Genomic DNA, 23,577 nt, shown 5'->3' with positions numbered 1-23,577 from the left:
TCCCAGGTGACTTGTGCGTATAATCGCCGGTCTATTTACAGGGCTATTTTTCGTCCCGGCCAATTGCCCGGACCACGCCCTGATATTTATTGTTCCAAACCTTTACTTACCCTAGCCGTTTCTAACAAGAGAGCATGATGGGCGAATTCGATACCATCCGACCTTACAACGACAGCGAAGTCCCGGCAGTGCTGGCCCGACTGTTCAGTGACAAGGCCTTTCTGGACATCCTGACCCACTTTCGCTTCCCGCGCTTTGCCGGCGCCTTTGGCTGGCTGCTCAAGCCGATGATCGCTCATAAACTGCGCCGTGAGTTCGCCGGCGTCACCACCGTGGCCACGCTGCAGGACAAAGTCGAGTTTTACGTCGACCACACCATCGAGCGCGCGACCGACGGCGTGACCTATACCGGCGTGGAGCAATTCAAGTCCGGCAGCGCCTACCTGTTCCTGGCCAACCACCGTGACATCGTAATGGACCCGGCGTTCGTCAACTACGCCGTGTACCACGCCGGCCTGCCGACGCCACGCATCGCCATCGGCGACAACCTGCTGCAAAAGCCGTTTGTCAGCGACCTGATGCGCCTGAACAAGAGTTTTATCGTGCACCGCTCGATTACCGGGCGCAGAGAGAAGATGGCCGCTTATCAGTTGCTGTCGGCCTACATCAACCATTCGATTCGCAACGACTGCCAGTCGATCTGGATCGCCCAGGCCGAAGGCCGTGCCAAGGATGGGGATGACCGCACTGAGTCGGCGATCCTCAAGATGTTCCACATGAGCCGCAAGGACGAGCCGTTCGCCGAGGTCATCCAGTCACTGAACCTGACGCCGGTGTCCATCAGCTACGAATACGACCCGTGCGACGCCGCCAAGGCCCGCGAGCTGTACATCCGCGCTACCACCGGCACCTACAGCAAGGCGCCGGGGGAAGATGACGTGAGCATTGCCTTGGGCATCACCGGCTACAAGGGCCGGGTGCACGTCAACTTCGCGCCGCCGATCACCGAGGCGTTCGAAGACACCAAACTGCTGGCAATCGAGATGGACCGGCAGATCCTGGGCGGTTATCGGTTGTTCCCGGTGCATTACCTTGCGTACGCCCAATGGAGCGATGCCGACCCGCAATTGCAGGTGCCGACCGCCGCCGAGGTATTCCCGGCGGATGAGCTGGCCAAGGCGAAAGCGGAATGGGAACGGCGCTTGAATGCGTGCCCGGCCGAGCATCGGCCGTATCTGGTGCTGCAATACGCAACGCCGGTGAGGAATCAGTACCGGGTTAAAGCCGGGATCGCCCTGTAATGTGGGAGCGGGCTGGCCCGCGATGACGGAGTGTCAGCCCCCGAATCTATCGGCTGACTCACTGCCATCGCGGGCCAGCCCGCTCCCACATCTGTTTTAGGGTGCTCTTACAATCGGGTACTGATCCACGACACCAGCAACGCCAGCCCAAGACAGACAAACCCCAGCCGGTAAAACAGGCGATGGGTACGCTGCGTCAGCACATCCAGCAACAGCATCGGTTGATCAATGGCGCGCAGTTCGCTTTGCGCGGCAAGTCTTTCCATCGCGCGCTGTTCACGCAGGCGCGTGACAAACAGCAGCCAGGCCGCCGGGCACGCCAGCAGCAGGGCAAGGGAATTGAGCAGTAGTGCGGTCAGCGACATCGCAAACCTCGACGTATCAGTGTCTTGGTATCAGTTCAGATACAAACCTGAATGATATGCGCCGCCTGCGCCTCATTGCTCCTTCCCCATTGACGGATAATGTATCCAGTAATTTACAACGTCACCTGAACGTCACCTTAACAAGCCACTCTGTTGCCCTTCGAAAGCCCGGGAGCTTGTCATGTTGCACGCGCAAAACCAGGATCGGCTGTATCTGATCGCCCAAAGCGATGAGCAAGAGGCGCTGGTAGGCGGCCTCGCGTTCAATGTGCAGGACCGCCACTGGCTGGTGTATTGCGCCCTCGGCGGGCATCAGCATGCCGACCTGCCGGAGCTGGACTTGCTCACCGGTGTGAGTGTGCTGGACTTTTATGTCGAAACGGCTGCATGAAAACTGCAGGCGTAAAAAAACCGGGCTCAGTGATGAGCCCGGTTTTTTTATGAGCGGTTATTGCGAGCTGAGCAGCGAACCGATGCTCGGGTCCTTGAACAGGCGCGTCAGGGCATCGCTCAACACATCGCTCACCAGCTTGGTGTTGGTTTCCTGGTTCGGCGCCATGCCGAAGCGCTGGTCCAGGGATGCGCCGTAGCGGCCGCTGTAGCGACGGGTGCCGGCGGTCACGTCGGACTTGAAGGTCGCGCCGATGGTGGCTTCAGTCACGTACAGGCCTTCCTTGGGCGACTGATACTTCAGCTCGGCCAGGGTAATGGTCAGTTGCGGAGCACCCGGCGAGTTGGCCGGGGTGAAGCCCAGCAGGCGCACAGCCGCTTCGGCCTGGGCTTGCAGCTTGGGCAGCACGTCGGCACCGGTCACCGTGATGGCGCTGGTTTCCGGGTACAGGCCGCCACGGGTGCCGAGGGTCGGCGATGGACGCCCGTCAACCACACGCACCGACACCGGCTGGCCATGGCCCACTGGCGCCAACTGAGTGGTGATTTTTGGTTGCGGGCTGAGTTGTTGCGGGCTGTGGGCGCAGCCAACCAGGGTCAAACTGGTCACAGTGATCAAACCGAACAACAGGCGTTGCAACATACTCATTTCTCCAGGACTAGATGCAAACAGGGCGCCAGTATAACGGCGAGCGCTCGCCACTCACCAGAATTCCTGAACGACGGCTGAACTGTCGGCGAAATTACAATTTTCACACAGAACCGTCACCTCAATGTCATGCCAGACTGACAACCTTTGCAGCATGTAACGAACCGGGTACAAAACCATGCGCCTTCTCAAATCATTGTTCTTTTCCCACACCAGTCATCGCCATTTTGCCCTGCTCGATGCCCAAGGTTGCTGCCAGGCGTTCAAGCAGTGCAGCCTGCCGCCCGTCGGCGAAGGCTGGGTCGAAGTCGAAGAGCCCCGCCTGAGCTGGATGCACCGCCCGCTGCCCGCCAGCGCCCGCGTCAGCCCAGCGGTTTCGCAGGCGCAGCCACGGCACGCGTTGGCCTCCTGACCAGACTGCTAATAAAAGTCATTAAACACGTCCATTTGCGCGCATTTCTTCGCTACAATCTCCCCCCGATTATAAGGACGTCTCCTGATCGGGCCTCGCAGCATCGCTAATGCGCTTGTATTAGCTCCCCGCACCGCCCACAGAGAGCCGCCCACACAGATCGAGTGAAGCTGGCGAGCTTGCTGTTTTCTCTGCAAACCATCGTCTTTACCCGAATCTGCCAGAGCTGCCATGCGCTCGGCCACTTGAGTTGTTTGCCCGTTTTGCCGCTTGCCGGCAGTGATCTCGGGCCAGGTGCCAGGCTGGGGCAGCCCTTTTTTGAGGTTCACGTCTTCAAAAGAGCGTGAAAAAAACGGGTTTTCACAACTTCACAAGAGTGTGGCGAGCAAATGAATAGTTTTGCGTTTGTACAAGCACCATCAGCGTCTGGAACAGCCCCACCACACAGGACCGAGCACTCCTCAAAAAACGGAGCTTGAAGCCTGTCCGCTACGGATTTGGTTGCACGATCGGACGAGCTTGACCATAAGTCGAATTGCCACAGGTGTCCTTAAATGCGTTCATACGCACATCAGGCCCGGCCGGCAGCGTCCGCTTGCGATAAATTGCGAAGAATCGGACATGGCGATCCTGGCCATGGGTAACCTGGGGCATCACGTGAACCGCCCCGTCACTCCTGGCAGCCATGCCGTCAATTTGGTGCTGCAGATTTTGGAGACGCGTTAAATGGCGCATAACGAAGCAGTCGACGTAGTACTGGTAGGTGCGGGCATCATGAGTGCCACCCTCGCCGTACTGCTCAAAGAGCTCGACCCCGGCCTCAAGCTGGAAGTCGTTGAGCTGATGGATTCGGGTGCCGCGGAAAGTTCCAACCCGTGGAACAACGCCGGTACCGGCCACGCCGGGCTGTGTGAGCTGAACTACACACCCGAGGCCGCCGACGGCTCCATCGACATCAAGAAAGCCGTGCACATCAACACCCAATTCGAGGTGTCGAAGCAGTTCTGGGCGTACTTGACCAAGAAAGGCACCTTTGGCTCGTCCAAATCCTTTATCAGCCCCGTGCCGCACCTGAGCTTCGTGCAGGGCGAGAAAGGCGTGTCGTTCCTCAAGAAACGCTTTGAAACCCTCAGCCAGCACCACGCGTTCTCGGACATGCACTACACCGAAGACCGCAGCGAGATGGCCGAGTGGATGCCGCTGATGATGCCTGGCCGACCGCTGGACGAAAAAATCGCCGCCACCCGCGTGATGAACGGCACCGACGTCAACTTCGGCGCCCTGACCAACCAGTTACTCTCGCACCTGACCAGCGCACCGGATGCCCAGGTCAAGTACAGCAAGCGCGTCACCGGCCTCAAGCGCAACGGCGCCGGCTGGACCGTGAGCATCAAGGACGTCAACAGCGGCAACTCCCGTGATGTGGACGCCAAGTTCGTGTTCCTCGGCGCCGGTGGCGCGGCTCTGCCGCTGCTGCAAGCCTCGGGCATCGAAGAAAGCAAGGGCTTCGGCGGCTTCCCGGTCAGCGGCCAGTGGCTGCGTTGCGACAACCCGGAAGTGGTCAAGCACCACCAGGCCAAGGTCTACAGCCAGGCCGCCGTGGGTTCGCCACCGATGTCGGTGCCGCACCTCGACACCCGCGTAGTGGATGGCAAGAAGTCCCTGCTGTTCGGGCCATACGCCGGCTTCACCACCAAGTTCCTCAAGCACGGCTCGTTCCTTGACCTGCCCCTGTCGATTCGTGCCGGCAACATCGGCCCGATGCTGGCCGTGGCCCGGGACAACATGGACCTGACCAAGTACCTGGTCAGCGAAGTGCGCCAGTCCATGGAACAGCGCCTGGAATCCCTGCGCCGCTTCTACCCTGAAGCCAAAGCCGAAGACTGGCGCCTGGAAGTGGCCGGCCAGCGGGTGCAGATCATCAAGAAAGACCCGAAGAAAGGCGGCGTGCTGCAATTCGGTACCGAACTGGTTGCGGCCAAGGACGGTTCGTTGGCCGCCCTGCTGGGCGCGTCCCCGGGCGCTTCGGTGACGGTGTCGATCATGCTGGAACTGATCGAACGCTGCTTCCCGGCGAAAGCGGCCGGCGAATGGGCTGCCAAGCTGCACGAGATCTTCCCGGCGCGGGAAAAGGTCCTGGAGACCGATGCCGAGCTGTATCGCAAGATCAACACGCAGAACAACATCAGCCTGGAACTGGTTGATGTAGGAGCGAGCTTGCTCGCGAAAGACGTTAACGATGACACAGCTCGCCTGGTTTAACGCGGTGTTCTCAGGTTCTTCGCGAGCAAGCTCGCTCCTACAGTAACAAGCAAAAACGCCCCGCTCTCATGATGAGAACGGGGCGTTTTTTTTCGTCCGCAGCAATCAGCCCCGGGCTTGTTCGATCAGCTCGATGTACTCGGCGGCGTTGCGCTGGTCCTTGATCACGTCAACGAAGGTCAGGCCATGCTCGTCCTTGCCATCGAGGTCCAGGCCGGCTTCCTTGAAAAAGCCCAGGAAGCGTTCGAAGTCGTCGATGCGCAGGCCACGGTAGGCCTTGATCAGTTTGTGCAGGGACGGCGAAGTGGCGTCTACCGGCTCGAAATTCAGGAACAGCTTGATTTGCTCGTCGCCGATTTCATCACCAATCAGCTGTTTCTTATCTTTACGCATTACCGACTCCAGCCTGCAGACATATACACGGGAAAAGCAGTTTACCTGCGGCACAGCGGCTTCGAAAGGTACGCGAACCAATGTGGGAGCTGGCTTGCCTGCGATAGCGATGTATCAGTAACAGATGGGCCAACTGACCCACCGCTATCGCAGGCAAGCCAGCTCCGACATTGACTGTATTTACACGGCCGAATCGGCGTCGGCTGGATTATTTGGCGCGCACCGCCCCGGTGTGCAAATCAGCCCAGATATGGCCATTGGCGTACGTGAGGAATTGCACGTAGACGGTGTCATTGCGCAACAGGTCGACAATCACCCGGTACTGGGTCACCGGGTAAGACAACGTGAGGGTTTTGCTTTTATCGTCGAACACCGGCTTTTTCAGGCTTTTGCTTTCGGCATCGAAATTGAGGATCACCTGGGCGATGGTCGCGCCCTTGTTCAAGGATTTGCCCTTGAGGCGGATCATCAACGGCGAGGTCACCGGGATCGGCTGCTGAGTGGATTGGCGCTGGTTACCCACCACCACCGAATAGTCGGTGACTTGCAGCAATTGCTGCTGGTCCGCAGCTTCGGCTCGCAAATTAAGGTCGTCGGGAGGCAGGAACTGGCCGTGCAACGGCGCAGGAGCGGCCGCCAGGGGCAAACTGAGGGTCAGCGCCAGGGCGGCGCAGGTGCGAATCAACAGGCTCATGAACAGCTCCAGACGCAGGGGCCAAGCACGATAGCATGACAGCCCTGCGCCTGAATCCCGCTTACATTCCTTTAACGGCGTAGATACCGTTAGCGTTGCGCCAGTAGCCTTTATAGTCCATGCCGTAACCGAAGATGTAACGGTCGATGCACGGCAGGCCCACGTAATCGGCTTTCAGGTCCGGACGGGCCTTGCGGTCGTGGTCCTTGTCGATCAACACGGCGGTGTGCACTTTGCGTGCGCCAGCGTGTTTGCAGAAATCGATGATCGCGCCCAGGGTGTGACCTTCATCGAGGATGTCGTCGATGATCAATACATCGCGGTCGATGAACGAGACTTCCGGCTTGGCTTTCCAGAACAGGTCGCCGCCGCTTGTTTCATTGCGATAGCGGGTGGCGTGCAGGTAGGACGCCTCCAGCGGGAATTGCAGATGGGTGAGCAGTTTACCGGCGAAAATCAGGCCACCGTTCATCACGCAAAAGACCACCGGGTTGGTGTCGGCCATTTCACGGGAGATGTGCGCGCCGACCTTGGCGATGGCCTCTTCGACTTGCGCTTCGGTGTACAGGCAGTCAGCCTCGCGCATGATTTGACGGATATGCTCGAGATCAGCGGACATGGCGCTCTCCAAGGGGGTGCTGTGGCAAGAAAAGCGGGCAAAGGTACGCATGTGAGGCGCAACGTTCAAGCCTTAATGGACTAACGTACTAGATGTCTATAGGACAACACCCTCGGATAGATTAATCTAGGCCGGTTTTTTTGCCCGCCGCCGGAGCCTTTCCCCATGCCCATCCGTGAGATCCGCCATCCGCTGATCCGACATAAACTCGGCCTTATGCGCCGCGCCGACATTAGCACGAAGAACTTCCGCGAGCTTGCTCAGGAAGTCGGAGCGCTGCTCACCTACGAGGCGACCAAAGACCTGCCCCTGGAAAACTACGAGATCGCCGGTTGGTGTGGTCCCGTCCAGGTCGAGAAAATCGCCGGCAAGAAGATTACCGTGGTACCGATCCTGCGCGCCGGTATCGGCATGCTTGAAGGCGTGCTCAGCCTGATCCCGGGCGCCAAGGTCAGCGCCGTGGGCGTGGCCCGCAACGAAGAGACGCTGCAGGCCCACACCTACCTGGAAAAACTGGTCCCGGAAATCGACGAACGCCTGGCGATGATCATCGACCCGATGCTCGCCACCGGCAGTTCCATGGTTGCCACCATCGACCTGCTGAAAAAGGCCGGCTGCAAGGACATCCGCGCCATGGTGCTGGTGGCCGCTCCCGAAGGCATCGCCGCCGTCGAGAAAGCCCACCCGGACGTGCTGATCTACACCGCGTCCATCGATGAACGCCTGAACGAACACGGCTACATCATCCCGGGCCTGGGCGATGCCGGCGACAAGATCTTCGGTACCAAGCAGAAGGACGCGTGACCATGCAGGATGAGTTCAACGACCCGCTTTGGCGCCAGATCCTGTCTGGCGCACAGATGCTCTTCGTGGCATTTGGCGCGCTGGTGTTGATGCCGCTGATCACCGGTCTCGATCCAAACGTCGCCCTGTTTACCGCAGGCTTGGGCACCTTGTTGTTCCAAGTGGTCACCGGGCGCCAAGTGCCGGTGTTCCTGGCGTCGAGCTTTGCCTTTATCACCCCGATCATTCTCGCCAAGGGCCAATTCGGCCTCGCAGCGACCATGGGCGGAGTGATGGCGGCGGGTTTCGTTTACACCTTCCTCGGCCTGGCAGTGAAGATCAAGGGCACCGGTTTCATCGACCGGCTGCTGCCGCCGGTGGTAATCGGGCCGGTGATCATTTCCATCGGCCTGGCCATGGCGCCGATTGCCGCCAACATGGCGATGGGCAAGGCGGGTGACGGTAGCGAGTTGATCCACTACCAGACGGCCATGCTGATCTCGATGCCGGCGCTGCTCACCACGTTGATCGTGGCAGTGTTCGGCAAGGGTATTTTCCGCCTGGTGCCGATCATCTCGGGCGTACTGGTGGGTTTCGCCATGTCGTTCTACTTCGGTGTAGTCGACACCGCGAAGATCGCCGCCGCACCGTGGTTCGCCCTGCCCCACTTCACCGCGCCGGAGTTCAACTGGCAGGCGATCCTGTTTATCGTCCCGGTGGCCCTGGCCCCGGCGATCGAACACATCGGTGGCGTGATTGCGGTGGGCAGCGTGACCGGTCGCGATTACCTGAAGAAGCCTGGCCTGCACCGCACGCTGCTGGGTGACGGGATCGCCACCACTGCAGCCGGCCTGTTCGGCGGTCCGCCCAACACGACCTACGCGGAAGTGACGGGAGCGGTGATGCTGACCAAGAACTACAACCCGAAGATCATGACCTGGGCGGCAGTGTTTGCCATCAGCCTGGCGTTCATCGGCAAGTTCGGCGCACTGCTGCAAAGCATTCCAATCCCGGTGATGGGCGGTATTTTGTGCCTGCTGTTCGGTTCGATTGCCGCAGTAGGGATGAACACACTGATCCGTCACAAGATCGACCTCGGCGAAGCGCGCAATCTGGTGATTGTGTCGGTGACCCTGGTGTTCGGGATTGGCGGCGTGCTGGTGGGAACCGGCACCGGCCCGGATGACTTTGGCCTGAAGGGCATCGCCCTGTGTGCGGTGGTAGCGATTGCGTTGAATCTGCTGCTGCCGGGCAATGATGGCTGGAAGAACAAGAAACCGGATGAGCCGTTGCTGTAAGGCTTCAGCTTTTGGGTGTTGCTGATGGCCTCATCGCGGGCAAGCCCGGCTCCCACGTTGGAATGCATTGTCAGAAAGAATGCAGTCCCCTGTGGGAGCCGGGCTTGCCCGCGATGGCGCCGGTTCAGTCAATAAAGATTACAGCTCACCCAACGCATCAATCAGCGCCTGGTTCTGCTCTGGCGTACCAATGCTGATCCGCAGGAACTGGGCAATCCGCTCCTGCTTGAAGTGCCGCACAATCACCCCTTGCTCCCGCACCTTGGCTGCCAGCCCGGCGGCGTCGTGCCGTGGGTGACGGGCAAAGATGAAGTTGGCTGCAGACGGCAGCACCTCAAAACCTTTGGCCTCCAGTTGCGCCACCAGCGTTTCACGGCTGTCGATCACCCACTGGCAGGTCTTCTGGAAGTGCTCACGGTCTTCAAACGCAGCCGCCGCGCCGACAATCGCCAGGCGGTCGATCGGGTAGGAGTTGAAGCTGTTCTTGACTCGCTCCAGCGCCTCGATCAGGTCCGGGTGGCCCACGGCCAGGCCTACCCGCAAACCGGCCAGGGAGCGCGATTTGGAGAGGGTCTGGGTCACCAGCAGGTTCGGGTATCGGTCCACCAGGCTGATGGCGGTTTCGCCGCCGAAGTCGATATAGGCTTCATCGACCACCACCACCGAATCCGGGCTGGCCTTGAGGATCTGCTCCACCGCATCCAGCTTCATCACACAGCCAGTCGGCGCGTTGGGGTTGGGGAAGATGATCCCGCCGTTGGGCCTGGCGTAGTCCGACACGCGGATCTGGAACTGTTCGTCCAGCGGCACCGCGTCGAACGCAATGCGGTACAGGCCGCAGTACACCGGGTAGAAGCTGTAGCTGATGTCCGGGAACAGCAGCGGCAGGTCGTGCTGGAACAAGCCGTGGAAGATGTGCGCCAGGACTTCGTCGGAACCGTTGCCGAGGAACACCTTGCCCGCGTCGATCCCGTAATACTTCGCCACCGCCTGCTTGAGCAGGTCGCTGTTGGGGTCCGGGTACAAACGCAGGTTGTCGTTCAGCTCGGCCTGCATGGCGGCCAGCGCCTTGGGCGACGGGCCGTAGGGGTTTTCATTGGTGTTGAGCTTCACCAGCTTGGTCAGCTTCGGTTGCTCACCGGGCACGTAAGGAACGAGATCCTTGACGAGCGGGCTCCAGAATTTGCTCATGTTTCAGTTCCCCTGCTGCTTGTCGTCAACGATACGGTATTCGGCACTGCGGGCGTGGGCGGTCAGCGACTCGCCACGGGCCAGCACGGAAGCGGTCTTGCCCAACTCCGACGCGCCCTGGGGCGAGCAGAAGATGATCGACGAACGCTTCTGGAAGTCATACACACCCAGCGGCGAGGAGAACCGCGCGGTGCCCGAGGTCGGCAACACGTGGTTGGGGCCTGCGCAGTAGTCGCCCAGGGCTTCGCTGGTGTGGCGGCCCATGAAGATCGCGCCGGCGTGACGAATCAGCGGCAGCCAGGCTTGTGGGTCGGCGACGGACAACTCCAGGTGTTCCGGTGCGATGCGGTTGGCCACTTCGATGGCTTGCTCCATGTCACGGACCTGGATCAGGGCGCCACGGCCATTGATCGACTTCTCGATGATCTCGGCGCGCTCCATGGTCGGCAGCAACTTGGCGATGCTCGCGGCCACCTTGTCCAGGAACTCGGCGTCCGGGCTGACCAGGATCGCCTGGGCGTCCTCGTCGTGCTCGGCCTGGGAGAACAGGTCCATGGCGATCCAGTCCGGGTCGGTCTGGCCGTCACACACCACGAGGATTTCCGAAGGGCCGGCGATCATGTCGATGCCAACCTGGCCAAACACGTGGCGCTTGGCCGTGGCCACGTAGATGTTACCCGGGCCCACCACCTTGTCGACCTTCGGCACGCTTTCGGTACCGTAGGCCAGGGCCGCAACCGCCTGGGCGCCGCCGATGGTAAACACGCGATCAACCCCGGCAATGCAGGCCGCGGCCAGCACCAGTTCGTTGATTTCGCCGCGCGGGGTGGGCACCACCATGACCACTTCGGTCACGCCGGCCACCTTGGCCGGAATCGCGTTCATCAGGACCGAAGACGGGTACGACGCCTTGCCGCCGGGCACGTACAGGCCGGCGCGGTCCAGCGGCGTGACCTTCTGGCCCAGCACGGTGCCGTCGGCCTCGGTGTAGCTCCAGGAGTCCTGTTTCTGTTTTTCGTGGTAGCCGCGCACCCGCGCGGCCGCCACTTCCAGGGCTTCGCGCTGCGGGGCAGTGATGCGGGTCAGGGCCAGTTCCAGGCGTTCGCGGGGCAGGATCAGGTCGGCCATGGAGGCGACGTCCAGGCCATCGAACTGCCGGGTGAAATCCACCAGCGCCGCGTCACCGCGCTCGCGCACGGCTTTGATGATATCGAGCACCCGCTGGTTGACCGAATCGTCGGACACGCTTTCCCAGCTCAGCAGATGATCCAGATGATGGGCGAAATCCGGGTCGGCAGCGTTGAGTCGGGCAATTGCAGTGGACGTGGTCATAGCGAGGGCCTCAATAGAATTGGCAAAAACTCAGGCGCCCTAAACTAGCAGTCGTTTCCGCTTGGGCACCTGAGAATTCTGGCTATGAGGCGGATAGACGGGCGCGGCTCAGGGCCGCGCGGGTGAGTCAACCGCGGTGTCGAGACTCCACTGCCTTGCGCAGGGTGTCGATCAACGCCTGGATACGGGCGTGCTGCATTTTCATCGAAGCTTTGTTGACGATCAGGCGGGAGCTGATGTCGGCGATAAAGTCCTGGGGTTCCAGGCCGTTGGCGCGCAGGGTGTTGCCGGTGTCGACCACGTCGATGATCTTGTCGGCCAGGCCGATCAGCGGTGCCAGCTCCATCGAGCCGTAGAGCTTGATGATGTCGACCTGGCGGCCTTGCTCGGCGTAGTAACGCTTGGCAACGTTGACGAACTTGGTCGCCACCCGCAGGCGGCCCTTGGGCTCGACATCACCGACACGGCCGGCGGTCATCAGCTTGCACAGGGCAATACGCAGGTCCAGCGGCTCGTACAGGCCCTGGCCGCCGTATTCCATCAACACGTCTTTACCCGCCACGCCGAGGTCGGCCGCGCCATGTTCAACGTAGGTTGGCACGTCGGTGGCACGCACGATCAGCAGGCGAACGTCGTCCTGGGTCGTGGGGATGATCAGCTTGCGGCTCTTGTCCGGATTCTCGGTCGGCACGATGCCCGCTTCAGCCAGAAGCGGCAAAGTGTCGTCAAGGATGCGGCCCTTGGACAGTGCGATGGTCAACATGGGAAACGTCAGTCCTTCATCAGGCTATTGCTGTCCGGTCGCAATCGGCGCCAGACACAGATCGAGGCCATTACAGCCTCGATTTGAAACAAGTCAGCTAACAGCATACATCGTCCTGTGGCGAGGGAGCTTGCTCCCGCTGGGGCGCGAAGCGGCCCTGCTCTTTGTTTAAAAAGACTGGGACTGCTGCGCAGTCCAGCGGGAGCAAGCTCCCTCGCCACAATGACCGTATTTGCAGCTCCTGGAACTAGCCCGGTACGCGGCGGATTTTCGCGCCGAGCATCTGCAGCTTCTCTTCGATGCACTCGTAACCACGGTCGATGTGGTAGATGCGGTCGATCAGGGTATCGCCCTCAGCGCACAGCGCCGAGATCACCAGGCTGGCCGAGGCACGCAGGTCGGTGGCCATCACTGGCGCGCCCTTGAGCTTCTCGATGCCGGTGACGATGGCAGTGTTGCCTTCGACCTGGATCTTGGCGCCCATGCGGTGCAGTTCGTACACGTGCATGAAGCGGTTTTCGAAGATGGTCTCGATCACGGCACCGGTGCCTTCGGCAATCGCGTTCAGGGAAATGAACTGCGCCTGCATGTCGGTCGGGAACGCCGGGTACGGAGCGGTACGCACGTTGACGGCTTTTGGCCGCTTGCCGTGCATGTTCAGCTCGATCCAGTCTTCACCGGTGGTGATTTCAGCGCCGGCTTCCTTGAGTTTTTCCAGGACGGATTCAAGGATGGTCGGATCGGTGTCCTTGACCTTGACGCGGCCACCGGTGACGGCAGCAGCCACCAGGTAGGTACCGGTCTCGATGCGGTCCGGCATCACTTTGTAGGTGGCCGAGTGCAGGCGCTTAACACCTTCAATGGTGATGGTGTCGGTGCCGGCGCCGGTGATGTTGGCACCCATGGCGATCAGGAAGTTTGCCAGGTCGACTACTTCCGGCTCGCGCGCGGCGTTCTGCAGCACGCTGCGGCCGTTGGCCAGGGCAGCAGCCATCATGATGTTCTCGGTACCGGTCACGCTGACGGTATCAAAGAAGAAGTTCGCGCCACGCAGGCCGCCTTCAGGCGCCTTGGCCTTGATGTAGCCGCCTTCGACGTCGATGGTTGCGCCCATGGCTTCAAGGCCACGGATGTGCAGGTCCACCGGACGCGAACCGATGGCGCAACCGCCAGGCAATGCGACTTCGGCTTCGCCGAAACGGGCAACCATCGGGCCCAGTACCAGGATCGAGGCACGCATGGTTTTCACCAGTTCGTACGGAGCGATCAGGGTCTTGATGGTGCGCGGGTCGATTTCGACGCTGAGTTTCTCGTCGATCACCGGCTCAATGCCCATGCGACCGAACAGTTCGATCATGGTGGTGATGTCGTGCAGGTGCGGCAGGTTGGCCACGGTAACCGGGCCATCGCACAGCAAGGTCGCTGCAAGGATCGGCAGGGCGGAGTTCTTCGCCCCGGAAATACGGATCTCGCCATCAAGACGAGCACCGCCGGTAATAATCAATTTATCCATAAGAATCTCGACGCCTTGGGGGCTCAGGTGCGCTCGGCCCAGGCCGCGCGGCTGAAAAATTTCATAGTGACCGCATGGATGCTGCCATCGGTGATCCACGGGTTCAAATGGGCATAGATCTGCTGTTGACGCTTGACCGGGCTCAACGCCGCCAGTTCATCGCTAATCACGTTCAGCTGGAAATTGCAGCCTTCGCCCTCAACTTCAACATTAGTTTGGGGCAGCTTTCCTTCAAGGAAGCTTTTAACTTCTAGGGCCTGCATGATCAACCTCTATGGGCGCCCAGTGCGCGCGGGTCGCACATCATACAAAAAAGCCCCGCGCCTGCGAACCCCGCATAGCAGGACTCTGACGGGGGGCTTCTTTAATAATGTGTATTAAGGATGCGCCAACAGCTCGGTCAGACCGGAAACCTCAGCGATTTCACGCATGTCTTCGGGCAATGCACGGATGCTTACCGGCTTTTTGACGGCCTGTGCATCACGCATGAAACACAGCAGCAACGACAAGCCTACACTGCTGGACTTCACCACCGCCGAGCAATCCAGCACCAGCGCAGCAGAGGTGCTGGCATTGATCAGCCCCTGGCCCTGCTTGCGCAGGGCTGGCCCGGTGCTGTAATCCAGCACGCCGCTGATCAGCAATTCGCCGGCCTCGCCGAGGCGGATAGCCGACTCGGTCATTGGGCAGGCTTCCCGGCAGCTTTATCGGTTTCTTCCTTGGCCTTGGCGACTTCACCGGCCCAACCATTGATGGTTTTGTCCAGGTCGTTGCCATTGCGCTGCATGGCGTCGGCGAACTGGTCACGGAAAAGCTTGCCGATGTTGATACCGTTGATGATCACGTTACGCAGCTTCCACTCGCCGTTGACCTTCTCCAGCGTGTACTGCACCGGATACACCGCGCCATTGTTGCCCTTGACGCTCATGTTGACGCTGGTGCGATCCCCGGACTCATCCCCGGCCGGAGCGACGGTAATCCCCTGGTTGTTGTACTCGAGCAGGGCATTGCCGTAGAACTGGAACAGGCCCTTCTTGAAGTTTTCCTGGAACGTCTGCATCTGCGCAGGGGTAGCCTTGCGCGAGTACTTGACGGTCATGATGCTGCGGGAAATGCCTTCGGCATCGACAACAGGGCCCACAATGGTATTGAGCGCGTTGTAGAACTGACTTGGATCCTGCTTGTACTTTTCCTTGTTGGCCGACAAGTCAGCCAACATCTTGTTGGTAGTGTCCTGCACCAGGTCATGTGCGGAACCGCCGGCAGCGGCGTTAGCCATCAACGGCAGTGCCGCGAGCAGTACCAACAGGCCACGTCGCAAAGTAGAGATCATGAACACATTCCTCATTTGGCGTCTTTATTGACGGTATTGAGCAGGAATTTACCGATCAAGTCCTCCAGCACCAACGACGACTGTGTGTCATGAATGGTCGAACCATCCTTGAGCAGGGCTGTTTCCCCGCCCACGCTGATACCGATGTACTTCTCGCCCAGCAGGCCAGCGGTGAGAATAGACGCAGTGGAGTCAGTCGGCAGATTATCCACCTTCTTGTCCACCTGCATGGTCACACGGCCGGTGAAGCTGTCGCGGTCCAGATCGATCGCTGTGACCTTGCCGATGGTTACACCGGCCATGGTCACTTTAGCTCTGACAGTCAAACCGGCGATATTGTCGAAGTAGGCGTAAAGTTTATAAGTATCGGCGGTGGGGCTGGCCGATAGGCCGCTGACTCGCAGGGCGAGCAACAGTAAAGCCAGGATGCCAGCCAGCAAGAAAAGGCCGACACCGATTTCCACAGTGCGGTTTTGCATCAGAAATCTCCAAACATCAAGGCGGTCAAAATGAAGTCAAGGCCCAGTACCGCCAGCGAGGCGTACACAACGGTCTTGGTGGTGGCGCGACTGATCCCTTCTGAGGTGGGCTCACAGTCATAGCCTTGGAATACGGCGATCCAGGTCACTACAAACGCGAAAACGATGCTCTTGATGATGCCATTGAGCACGTCACCGCTGAAGGTCACGCTGTTCTGCATGTTGCCCCAGTAAGAGCCGTCGTAGACCCCCAGCCAGTCAACCGCCACCCACGAGCCACCCCAGATCCCCACCACGCTGAAAACCATCGCCAGCAGTGGGAGAGAGATGAAGCCGGCCCACAGGCGCGGGGCAACAATGTACTTGAGTGGATCGACACCGATCATTTCCAGGCTGGACAGCTGCTCGGTGGCCTTCATGTTGCCGATCTCGGCGGTCAGCGCAGAACCGGCACGCCCGGCAAACAGCAACGCCGTCACCACCGGGCCCAACTCACGCAGCAGGGTCAGGGCAACCATCTGCCCCACCGCCTGCTCGGAGCCGTAACTGGACAGGATATTGAAACCCTGCAGCGCCAGCACCATGCCGATGAACACCCCGGAAACCACGATGATCACCAGGGACATCACGCCCACGGAGTGCAGTTGCTTGATCAACAGGCCAAAGCTGCCGCCAATGCCGCCACGGCCGAGCAAAGCGTGAAACAGGAAAATCGTCGAACGGCCCAGCACGCCGATGATGTCAATGCCGGAGCGGCCGAAAAGGCGAACCTTCTCGATTAGAGATGTCTTGCGCATCAACGCTTCCCCAGAAGATCTGAGCGGTAGTCCGCTGCCGGAAAGTGAAAAGGCACCGGGCCATCGGGATCGCCGGTCATGAATTGGCGAATGCGCGGGTTATCTGCGTTCATCAGCTCTTCAGGCGTGCCCTGCCCCAGCACCTGGCCATCGCCCACTACGTATAGATAGTCGGCAATGCTCGCGGTCTCGGCCAGGTCGTGGGAGACCACGATACTGGTGATACCCAGCGCATCATTGAGCAGGCGGATGAGACGTACCAGCACGCCCATGGCAATCGGGTCCTGGCCAACGAAGGGTTCGTCGTACATGAGAATTTGCGGGTCGAGGGCAATGGCACGCGCCAGGGCCACCCGACGCTTCATGCCACCGGACAGTTCGTCGGGCATCAGGTCGATGGCACCGCGCAGCCCTACGGCCTGCAATTTCAGCAACACAATGTCACGAATCATTTCATCGGACAGCTGCGTATGCACCCGCAAAGGGAACGCCACGTTTTCGAAAACGTCGAGGTCGGTAAACAGGGCACCGCTCTGGAACAGCACGCCCATGTGCTTGCGGGCATCGAACAGGTCGCTGCGCGAAAGTGTCGGCAGGTTCTGCCCATTGACCCAGACTTCACCGGCGGAGGGGCGCAATTGCATGCCCATCAGGCGCAGCAGCGTCGTCTTGCCGCAGCCGGAAGGCCCCATGATGCCCGTGACTTTGCCACGGGGAATGCGAATATCCACATTATTGAAGATGCTGCGCGTACCGCGCTTGAAGGAAAGGCCCTTCAGCTCGACCGCGTAGGCGTTATCGGCACTCATCTAAACTCCTTGGGATGCAGCCTTTCACTCAGACACCTTGTTTTCGACAAATGCTTGCGTCGAAGAGACACAAAGGCTGTGCGGACCGAACTGGCGGCGAACTATATCACTGCTGGTACAGCGCCCCCAAGGCCGGAACAGAGCTTGTTCAGAAACAGGACAGCTAAAAAAACCTTGCTGAGGTTCAATCTCAACCACAAACGGAATGAATAAAGCATGACGAACTTACGTGAGGGAATCGATCATTACCGCTATAATCGCCGACTTTTCGTCAGGCTATACGATTTCAGACATGAGCCAATCCAGCGACCTTATTCAATCCGCACAACGCACCATCCGCCTCGAGCTTGAAGCCGTAGAAGGTTTGCTGGCCCATATCGACGCGGATTTCGTACGCGCCTGCGAGATGATTCTGGCCAGCAAGGGCCGCGTAGTCGTGGTCGGCATGGGCAAATCCGGGCATGTTGGCAACAAGATCGCCGCCACCCTGGCAAGCACCGGCACCACTGCATTCTTCGTGCATCCGGCCGAAGCCAGCCACGGCGACATGGGCATGATCACCCGGGATGACATCATCCTGGCCCTGTCCAACTCCGGCACCACCAACGAAATCGTGACCCTGTTGCCGCTGATCAAGCGCCTGGGCATACAGCTGATCAGCGTGACCGGCAACCCGGACTCGACGCTGGCAAAAGCGGCTGAAGTGAATTTGAACGTGCACGTTGCCGAAGAGGCCTGCCCGCTGAACCTGGCGCCGACCTCCTCCACCACCGCCGCCCTGGTCATGGGCGATGCGCTGGCCGTGGCATTGCTGGAAGCCCGCGGCTTTACCGCCGAAGACTTCGCCTTTTCCCACCCGGGTGGCGCCCTGGGCCGCCGCCTGCTGCTGAAAGTGGAAAACGTGATGCACGCCGGCGAAGAGCTGCCACAGGTGGCGCGCGGCACGCTGCTTAAAGACGCCTTGATGGAAATGACCCTCAAGCGCCTGGGCATGACCGTGATCCTGGAGTCCGACGGGCGCCTGGCCGGGGTCTTCACCGACGGCGACCTGCGCCGCACCCTGGACCGCAACCTCGACATCCAGACTGCAACCATCGACGAAGTCATGACGCCTCACGGCAAGACCGCCCGCCCTGAAATGCTCGCGGCCGAAGCGCTGAAGATCATGGAAGACCATAAAATCCTGGCGCTGGTGGTGGTCGACAGCGACGACCGCCCGGTTGGCGCCTTGAACATGCACGACTTGCTGCGTGCGGGAGTGATGTAAATGACCACCGACCTGCTGCAACGGGGCAAGAACATCAAGCTGGCGATTTTCGACGTCGACGGCGTGCTGACGGACGGCCGCCTGTACTTCCTGGAAGACGGCAGCGAATTCAAGACCTTCAACACCCTCGACGGCCAGGGCATCAAGATGCTGATGGCGGCAGGCGTGCAAACCGGCATCATCAGCGGTCGCAAGACCCCGGTTGTGGAACGCCGCGCACAAAACCTGGGGATTCCTCACCTGTATCAGGGCCGCGAGGATAAACTGGTGGTTCTGGACGAGCTTCTTGGCAAACTCAACCTAAGCTATGAGCAGGTTGCCTACCTCGGTGACGATTTACCCGACCTGCCGGTGATCCGCCGGGTCGGCCTGGGCATGGCTGTGGCCAATGCGGCGGCGTTCGTGCGCGAACACGCGCATGGCGTTACCACCGCCCGTGGCGGCGAAGGCGCCGCCCGCGAGTTCTGCGAGTTGATTCTGCGCGCCCAAGGCAGCCTCGAAGCGGCTCATGCCGCCTACCTATAGAGCGTTTTATGCTGAGTAAAAAGATTCGCAATTTCCTGATATTCGCCGTGATCGCCGCCGTGTTTCTCGCGGTTGGCTACTGGAATATCAGCCCGGAGCGCTTCCTCGACAAGCCTGTTGCGCAGGTCGACGAAAGTGCCATCGACTATTACGCCATCAACGCCCACAGCATCCAGTACCTGCCCGATGGCAAGGTCCAGTATGAAATGACCTCCGACAAGGTCGAGCACTTGAAGGCCTCCGAGGTCACGCTGCTCACCAAGCCGGACATGAACCTGTACCGCGGCGCCGAATTCCCGTGGCACGTCACCAGTGAGCGTGGCGAGGTCAACCCGGACGGCACCCAAGTGGAACTGATTGACTCCGTGCGCGTTGCGCGCACTGACGCCAAGAACCGCGACACCATCATTACCAGCAGTCGCATGACCGTATTCCCACAGAAGCAATATGCGCAGACCGAGCAAGACGTTAGAATCGACGGCGCTGGCGGTGTATCGACTGGCAAGGGAATGAAAGCGTATTTGAAAGAAAGCAGGATACACCTGCTATCGAACGTAAGAGGACAGTATGAGGCTCGTTAAAACCCTCCCTATTTTGCTCGGCCTGGGCGCAGCACTGGGAAGCGTGAGCGCCTGGGCTCTGCCGAACGATAGCCAGCAACCGATCCACATTCAGGCTGACGACGCGCAGCTGGATGACAAGCAAGGTATCGCGACCTACACCGGCAGCGTGATCATCACCCAAGGTTCGATGAAAGTGACGGGTAACACCGTGACACTGACTCGCACCCCGGCAGGCGATATCGACGTGGTCACTTCGGTCGGCAACCTGGCGTATTTCGAACAGCTGCAGAAAGTTGGCGACCCTACGCCGGTCAAAGGCTACGGCAAGACAATTCAGTACCACGCCCAGCAAAATCGCATCGTACTGATCGACCAGGCCCGGGTCATCAATGATGGCAACACCACCGACGGCGAAAAAATCGTCTACGACACGGTGAAGCAGATTGCCCAGGCCGGTCGCGCCACCGGCTCTAAAATCAGCACGCCGAAGCCACGCATCGACATGGTTATCCAGCCTAAGCAGAAACCTGGCGAAGCCCAGGCGGCGCCGAAAACCGACGCGAAGAAGGCGAATTAATGGCAACCCTGAAAGCCCAGCATCTGGCCAAGGCCTATAAAAGCCGTCAGGTCGTGCGCGACGTCAGCCTGTCGATCGACAGCGGCCAGATCGTCGGCTTGCTCGGCCCCAACGGTGCCGGCAAGACCACCTGCTTCTACATGATTGTCGGCCTGGTACAGGCCGATCAAGGCCGCGTCCTGATCGACGACCTGGACGTAAGCCACCAGCCCATGCACGGTCGTGCACAGGCGGGTATCGGCTATCTTCCCCAGGAAGCATCGATCTTCCGCAAATTGTCGGTTTCCGACAACATCATGGCGATCCTCGAGACCCGCAAGGAACTCGACCGCGCCGGGCGCAAGAAAGAGCTGGAAAGCCTGCTGCAGGAATTCCACATCAACCATATCCGCGACAACCTCGGCATGAGCCTTTCCGGCGGCGAGCGTCGTCGTGTGGAAATCGCCCGCGCCCTGGCCACTGCGCCGAAGTTCATCCTGCTGGATGAACCTTTCGCCGGTGTCGACCCGATCTCGGTCGGCGACATCAAGCAGATCATCCACCACCTGAAAGCCAAGGGCATCGGTGTGTTGATCACCGACCACAACGTCCGCGAGACCCTCGATATCTGCGAAACCGCGTATATCGTCAACGATGGACAGCTGATTGCCGAAGGTGACTCCGCCACCATCCTGGCCAACGAACTGGTCAAGGAAGTGTATCTGGGTCACGAGTTCCGCCTGTAAACACGGTGGTATCAGGCCATTCGCCATGGAGCGCGGGAGTCAATAAAAACCTCAGTATTTTTATTGTTACCGCGCTCTAGGCAAAGCCCCCGATATCAGGCATATAATTTGCTTATGTTTGGCGCTCACGCGCCCTGTCGTGGATGGCGCATTGCGCCGGCGAATAAGGTGTTAAGCCCCTGCCATGAAACCATCGCTAGTCCTGAGAATGGGCCAGCAGCTGACGATGACACCGCAGCTGCAACAGGCCATCCGCCTGCTCCAATTGTCGACCCTGGACCTGCAACAGGAAATCCAGGAGGCCCTGGAGTCCAATCCGATGCTCGAACGCCAGGAAGAAGGCGACGACTTCGATAATGCAGACCCGCTGGCCGACAACATCGAGCAAAAACCCAACCCCGACGTACAGGAACCCTCCTACCAGGAAACCGCCCCCACGGTGGATAACCTCGAGGAAGGTGAATGGAACGAACGCATTCCCAACGAACTTCCCGTGGACACCGCGTGGGAAGACGTCTACCAGACCAGCGCCAGCAGCCTGCCCAGCAATGATGATGACGAGTGGGACTTCACCACCCGCACGTCCGCCGGCGAGAGCCTGCAGAGCCATTTGCTCTGGCAACTGAACCTGGCCCCGATGTCCGACACCGATCGCCTGATCGCCGTGACCCTGATCGACTGCATCAACAATCAGGGCTACCTGGACGAGACCCTTGAGGAGATCCTCGAGGCCTTCGACCCGGAACTGGACATCGAACTGGACGAAATCGAAGCCGTCCTGCACCGCATCCAGCAATTCGAGCCTGCCGGCATCGGCGCCCGCACCCTCAGCGAGTGCCTGCTGCTGCAACTGCGCCAATTGCCGGCGAAAACACCTTGGCTGGCCGAGGCGCAGCGCCTGGTCACCGACTACATCGACCTGCTGGGCAGCCGCGACTACAGCCAGTTGATGCGCCGCATGAAGCTCAAGGAAGATGACCTGCGCCAGATCATCGAGCTGGTGCAGAGCCTCAACCCGCGTCCTGGCTCACAGATCGAGTCCAGCGAAGCCGAGTACGTCGTGCCGGATGTAATCGTGCGCAAGGACAACGAGCGCTGGCTGGTGGAGCTGAACCAGGAATCGGTACCGCGCCTGCGGGTCAACCCGCAATACGCAGGTTTCGTGCGCCGCGCCGACACCAGCGCCGACAACACCTTCATGCGCAACCAGTTGCAGGAAGCCCGCTGGTTCATCAAGAGCCTGCAAAGCCGCAACGAAACCCTGATGAAAGTCGCCACCCAGATCGTCGAGCACCAGCGCGGCTTCCTGGAATACGGCGATGAAGCGATGAAGCCGCTGGTACTGCACGACATCGCCGAGGCGGTAGGCATGCACGAATCGACGATTTCCCGGGTGACCACGCAAAAATTCATGCATACCCCACGGGGCATTTATGAGCTGAAATACTTTTTCTCCAGCCACGTCAGCACCTCCGAAGGCGGCGAATGCTCGTCCACGGCGATCCGCGCGATCATCAAAAAACTGGTTGCCGCGGAAAATCAGAAAAAGCCGTTGAGTGACAGCAAGATCGCTGGTTTACTGGAGGCACAAGGCATTCAGGTCGCCCGTCGCACCGTCGCCAAGTACCGCGAGTCCCTTGGGATCGCGCCTTCCAGCGAGCGTAAACGTTTGATGTGACGGGCGGGCCATAGCGTTCCAGTGGCAGGCACCCCGGCCTGCCGCTTTATGCACTGGCAACGAAGGAGAAGCTGTATGCAAGTCAACATCAGTGGACACCAACTGGAAGTGACCGAACCGCTGCGCGCCTATATCGGCGAAAAACTCAAACGAATTGAGGGGCATTTCGACAAGATCACCAACGTGCAAGTCATCATGACTGTCGAGAAGCTCAAGCAGAAAATCGAAGCCACCTTGCGTATACCCGGCGGGGAAGTAGTCGCCAATGCCGAGCATTCAGATATGTATGCTGCCATTGACGACCTTACCGACAAGCTGGATCGCCAAATCAAAAAGCATAAGGAAAAGCAGCAGAGCCTTCTTCAAGGCACTGGCCGCTAACACTCCCCACCCATGATTCGACTTGAAACCATCCTGACCCCCGGCCGTTCCCTTGTGAACGTGCCGGGCGGCAGTAAAAAGCGTGCCCTCGAACAAATTGCCAACCTGATCGGCCGCGAAGTGCCCGAACTGGATACGCAAGCTGTGTATGAGGCACTGATCGCCCGTGAAAAGCTCGGTTCCACCGGCTTTGGCAACGGCATCGCCATTCCTCACTGCCGCCTGCAAGGCTGTGAGTCGCCAGTCAGCGCCCTGCTGCACCTGGACGCCCCCATCGATTTCGACGCCATCGACGGCGCGCCGGTCGACCTGCTGTTTGTATTGCTGGTCCCGCAAGCTGCCACCGATGCACACCTGGAACTGCTTAGGCAGATCGCCAGCATGCTCGACCGCAAGGAAGTACGCGACAAACTGCGCAGCGCTCCGAGCAATGAGGCGCTTTATCAGGTTGTCCTGGATGAACAAAACGGGCAGTAAT

At 59.8% G+C, this 23,577-nt stretch carries 29 protein-coding genes; 14 read left to right on the top strand and 15 right to left on the bottom strand.

Annotated elements, in window-relative coordinates:
* The first annotated feature begins 137 nt into the window (after positions 1-137).
* Positions 138-1,301 carry a 1-acyl-sn-glycerol-3-phosphate acyltransferase gene (locus HX875_RS12885; RefSeq protein WP_177043458.1) on the top strand — a complete coding sequence of 388 codons (1,164 nt, stop codon included), beginning with the start codon at positions 138-140 and terminating at the stop codon, positions 1,299-1,301.
* 107 nt (positions 1,302-1,408) lie between these two features.
* Here the strand turns inward: HX875_RS12885 and HX875_RS12880 are convergent, their stop codons facing one another.
* Positions 1,409-1,666, bottom strand: coding sequence for a hypothetical protein (locus HX875_RS12880; RefSeq protein ID WP_177043457.1), 258 nt, complete (start codon positions 1,664-1,666; stop codon positions 1,409-1,411).
* Positions 1,667-1,847: 181 nt separating this feature from the next.
* Between HX875_RS12880 and HX875_RS12875 the strand changes: the two genes are divergently transcribed.
* Positions 1,848-2,057: a hypothetical protein gene (locus tag HX875_RS12875; protein ID WP_177043456.1), complete on the top strand. Its 210-nt coding sequence runs from the start codon at positions 1,848-1,850 to the stop codon at positions 2,055-2,057.
* Between the two features lie 57 nt (positions 2,058-2,114).
* Here the strand turns inward: HX875_RS12875 and HX875_RS12870 are convergent, their stop codons facing one another.
* A complete protein-coding gene (locus tag HX875_RS12870) occupies positions 2,115-2,699 on the bottom strand; it encodes a YajG family lipoprotein (RefSeq protein ID WP_010170546.1) in 585 nt (194 codons plus the stop codon).
* Positions 2,700-2,883: 184 nt separating this feature from the next.
* On the opposite strand from HX875_RS12870, the gene HX875_RS12865 reads away from it, so the two are divergent.
* Both HX875_RS12865 and mqo read left to right on the top strand, forming a co-directional pair.
* Complete coding sequence (locus HX875_RS12865; RefSeq protein WP_177043455.1) at positions 2,884-3,117, top strand: hypothetical protein; 234 nt, start codon at positions 2,884-2,886, stop codon at positions 3,115-3,117.
* Between the two features lie 726 nt (positions 3,118-3,843).
* A complete protein-coding gene (mqo, locus tag HX875_RS12860) occupies positions 3,844-5,379 on the top strand; it encodes a malate dehydrogenase (quinone) (protein ID WP_177043454.1) in 1,536 nt (511 codons plus the stop codon).
* A 105-nt stretch (positions 5,380-5,484) separates the two neighbouring features.
* Here the strand turns inward: mqo and HX875_RS12855 are convergent, their stop codons facing one another.
* The 3 genes from HX875_RS12855 to HX875_RS12845 form a co-directional block, all read right to left on the bottom strand.
* Complete coding sequence (locus HX875_RS12855) at positions 5,485-5,772, bottom strand: PA4642 family protein (protein ID WP_177043453.1); 288 nt, start codon at positions 5,770-5,772, stop codon at positions 5,485-5,487.
* Positions 5,773-5,980: 208 nt separating this feature from the next.
* The gene (locus HX875_RS12850; RefSeq protein WP_177043452.1) at positions 5,981-6,466 is read right to left on the bottom strand and encodes a hypothetical protein; all 486 of its coding nucleotides are present in this window, start codon (positions 6,464-6,466) and stop codon (positions 5,981-5,983) included.
* Positions 6,467-6,527: 61 nt separating this feature from the next.
* Complete coding sequence (locus HX875_RS12845; RefSeq protein WP_003216150.1) at positions 6,528-7,085, bottom strand: hypoxanthine-guanine phosphoribosyltransferase; 558 nt, start codon at positions 7,083-7,085, stop codon at positions 6,528-6,530.
* 165 nt (positions 7,086-7,250) lie between these two features.
* Between HX875_RS12845 and upp the strand changes: the two genes are divergently transcribed.
* Together upp and HX875_RS12835 are read left to right on the top strand one after the other, a co-directional pair.
* A complete protein-coding gene (upp, locus tag HX875_RS12840) occupies positions 7,251-7,889 on the top strand; it encodes a uracil phosphoribosyltransferase (RefSeq protein ID WP_003216149.1) in 639 nt (212 codons plus the stop codon).
* A 2-nt stretch (positions 7,890-7,891) separates the two neighbouring features.
* Positions 7,892-9,166, top strand: coding sequence for a uracil-xanthine permease family protein (locus tag HX875_RS12835; RefSeq protein WP_177043451.1), 1,275 nt, complete (start codon positions 7,892-7,894; stop codon positions 9,164-9,166).
* Between the two features lie 138 nt (positions 9,167-9,304).
* Here HX875_RS12835 and hisC read toward each other — a convergent pair whose 3' ends face one another.
* From hisC to HX875_RS12785, 10 genes are all read right to left on the bottom strand, one after another.
* Positions 9,305-10,357 (bottom strand): histidinol-phosphate transaminase, encoded by a 1,053-nt coding sequence (gene hisC, locus HX875_RS12830; RefSeq protein WP_177043450.1) that lies wholly within the window; start codon positions 10,355-10,357, stop codon positions 9,305-9,307.
* Positions 10,358-10,360: 3 nt separating this feature from the next.
* Positions 10,361-11,689, bottom strand: a complete 1,329-nt coding sequence (gene hisD, locus HX875_RS12825; protein ID WP_177043449.1) for a histidinol dehydrogenase — start codon at positions 11,687-11,689, stop codon at positions 10,361-10,363.
* A gap of 127 nt (positions 11,690-11,816) precedes the next feature.
* Positions 11,817-12,452 carry an ATP phosphoribosyltransferase gene (gene hisG, locus HX875_RS12820; RefSeq protein WP_003188599.1) on the bottom strand — a complete coding sequence of 212 codons (636 nt, stop codon included), beginning with the start codon at positions 12,450-12,452 and terminating at the stop codon, positions 11,817-11,819.
* A gap of 247 nt (positions 12,453-12,699) precedes the next feature.
* Positions 12,700-13,965 (bottom strand): UDP-N-acetylglucosamine 1-carboxyvinyltransferase, encoded by a 1,266-nt coding sequence (murA, locus tag HX875_RS12815; RefSeq protein ID WP_177043448.1) that lies wholly within the window; start codon positions 13,963-13,965, stop codon positions 12,700-12,702.
* A gap of 23 nt (positions 13,966-13,988) precedes the next feature.
* Positions 13,989-14,228: a BolA family protein gene (locus HX875_RS12810; RefSeq protein WP_010170570.1), complete on the bottom strand. Its 240-nt coding sequence runs from the start codon at positions 14,226-14,228 to the stop codon at positions 13,989-13,991.
* 114 nt (positions 14,229-14,342) lie between these two features.
* Entirely contained in the window at positions 14,343-14,648 is a 306-nt protein-coding gene (locus HX875_RS12805) for an STAS domain-containing protein (RefSeq protein WP_177043447.1), read from the bottom strand.
* Positions 14,645-15,298 carry an MlaC/ttg2D family ABC transporter substrate-binding protein gene (locus HX875_RS12800; RefSeq protein ID WP_010170573.1) on the bottom strand — a complete coding sequence of 218 codons (654 nt, stop codon included), beginning with the start codon at positions 15,296-15,298 and terminating at the stop codon, positions 14,645-14,647. The genes HX875_RS12805 and HX875_RS12800 overlap by 4 nt, the downstream gene beginning before the upstream one ends.
* An 11-nt stretch (positions 15,299-15,309) precedes the next feature.
* On the bottom strand, positions 15,310-15,777 hold the full coding sequence (mlaD, locus tag HX875_RS12795; protein ID WP_010170575.1) for an outer membrane lipid asymmetry maintenance protein MlaD: 468 nt from the start codon (positions 15,775-15,777) through the stop codon (positions 15,310-15,312).
* On the bottom strand, positions 15,777-16,574 hold the full coding sequence (gene mlaE / locus HX875_RS12790) for a lipid asymmetry maintenance ABC transporter permease subunit MlaE (RefSeq protein ID WP_177043446.1): 798 nt from the start codon (positions 16,572-16,574) through the stop codon (positions 15,777-15,779). Before mlaE ends, mlaD begins: the two co-directional genes overlap by 1 nt.
* Complete coding sequence (locus tag HX875_RS12785) at positions 16,574-17,383, bottom strand: ATP-binding cassette domain-containing protein (protein ID WP_003216128.1); 810 nt, start codon at positions 17,381-17,383, stop codon at positions 16,574-16,576. Before HX875_RS12785 ends, mlaE begins: the two co-directional genes overlap by 1 nt.
* Before the next feature lie 292 nt (positions 17,384-17,675).
* On the opposite strand from HX875_RS12785, the gene HX875_RS12780 reads away from it, so the two are divergent.
* The 8 genes from HX875_RS12780 to ptsN all read left to right on the top strand — a co-directional run bounded on the left by HX875_RS12780 (position 17,676) and on the right by ptsN (position 23,576).
* Positions 17,676-18,650, top strand: coding sequence for a KpsF/GutQ family sugar-phosphate isomerase (locus tag HX875_RS12780; RefSeq protein ID WP_177043445.1), 975 nt, complete (start codon positions 17,676-17,678; stop codon positions 18,648-18,650).
* Entirely contained in the window at positions 18,651-19,175 is a 525-nt protein-coding gene (locus tag HX875_RS12775; RefSeq protein WP_177043444.1) for a KdsC family phosphatase, read from the top strand. It abuts the gene before it with no gap.
* 8 nt (positions 19,176-19,183) lie between these two features.
* The gene (lptC, locus tag HX875_RS12770; RefSeq protein WP_177043443.1) at positions 19,184-19,756 is read left to right on the top strand and encodes an LPS export ABC transporter periplasmic protein LptC; all 573 of its coding nucleotides are present in this window, start codon (positions 19,184-19,186) and stop codon (positions 19,754-19,756) included.
* Positions 19,743-20,315 (top strand): lipopolysaccharide transport periplasmic protein LptA, encoded by a 573-nt coding sequence (gene lptA / locus HX875_RS12765; RefSeq protein WP_177043442.1) that lies wholly within the window; start codon positions 19,743-19,745, stop codon positions 20,313-20,315. The genes lptC and lptA overlap by 14 nt, the downstream gene beginning before the upstream one ends.
* Positions 20,315-21,040: an LPS export ABC transporter ATP-binding protein gene (gene lptB, locus HX875_RS12760; RefSeq protein ID WP_003216119.1), complete on the top strand. Its 726-nt coding sequence runs from the start codon at positions 20,315-20,317 to the stop codon at positions 21,038-21,040. The genes lptA and lptB overlap by 1 nt, the downstream gene beginning before the upstream one ends.
* 184 nt (positions 21,041-21,224) lie before the next feature.
* The gene (locus tag HX875_RS12755) at positions 21,225-22,718 is read left to right on the top strand and encodes an RNA polymerase factor sigma-54 (RefSeq protein WP_026078000.1); all 1,494 of its coding nucleotides are present in this window, start codon (positions 21,225-21,227) and stop codon (positions 22,716-22,718) included.
* 75 nt (positions 22,719-22,793) lie between these two features.
* Positions 22,794-23,099, top strand: a complete 306-nt coding sequence (hpf, locus tag HX875_RS12750) for a ribosome hibernation-promoting factor, HPF/YfiA family (RefSeq protein ID WP_010170586.1) — start codon at positions 22,794-22,796, stop codon at positions 23,097-23,099.
* Positions 23,100-23,111: 12 nt separating this feature from the next.
* On the top strand, positions 23,112-23,576 hold the full coding sequence (ptsN, locus tag HX875_RS12745; RefSeq protein ID WP_010170588.1) for a PTS IIA-like nitrogen regulatory protein PtsN: 465 nt from the start codon (positions 23,112-23,114) through the stop codon (positions 23,574-23,576).
* Position 23,577 lies beyond the last annotated feature (1 nt).

This window comes from Pseudomonas yamanorum (genome assembly GCF_013386765.1).
GTDB classification, from domain to species: Bacteria; Pseudomonadota; Gammaproteobacteria; order Pseudomonadales; family Pseudomonadaceae; genus Aquipseudomonas; species Aquipseudomonas yamanorum_A.
Note: the sequence above shows the minus strand (reverse complement) of the source record. Positions and strands in the feature narration are given on the sequence as shown.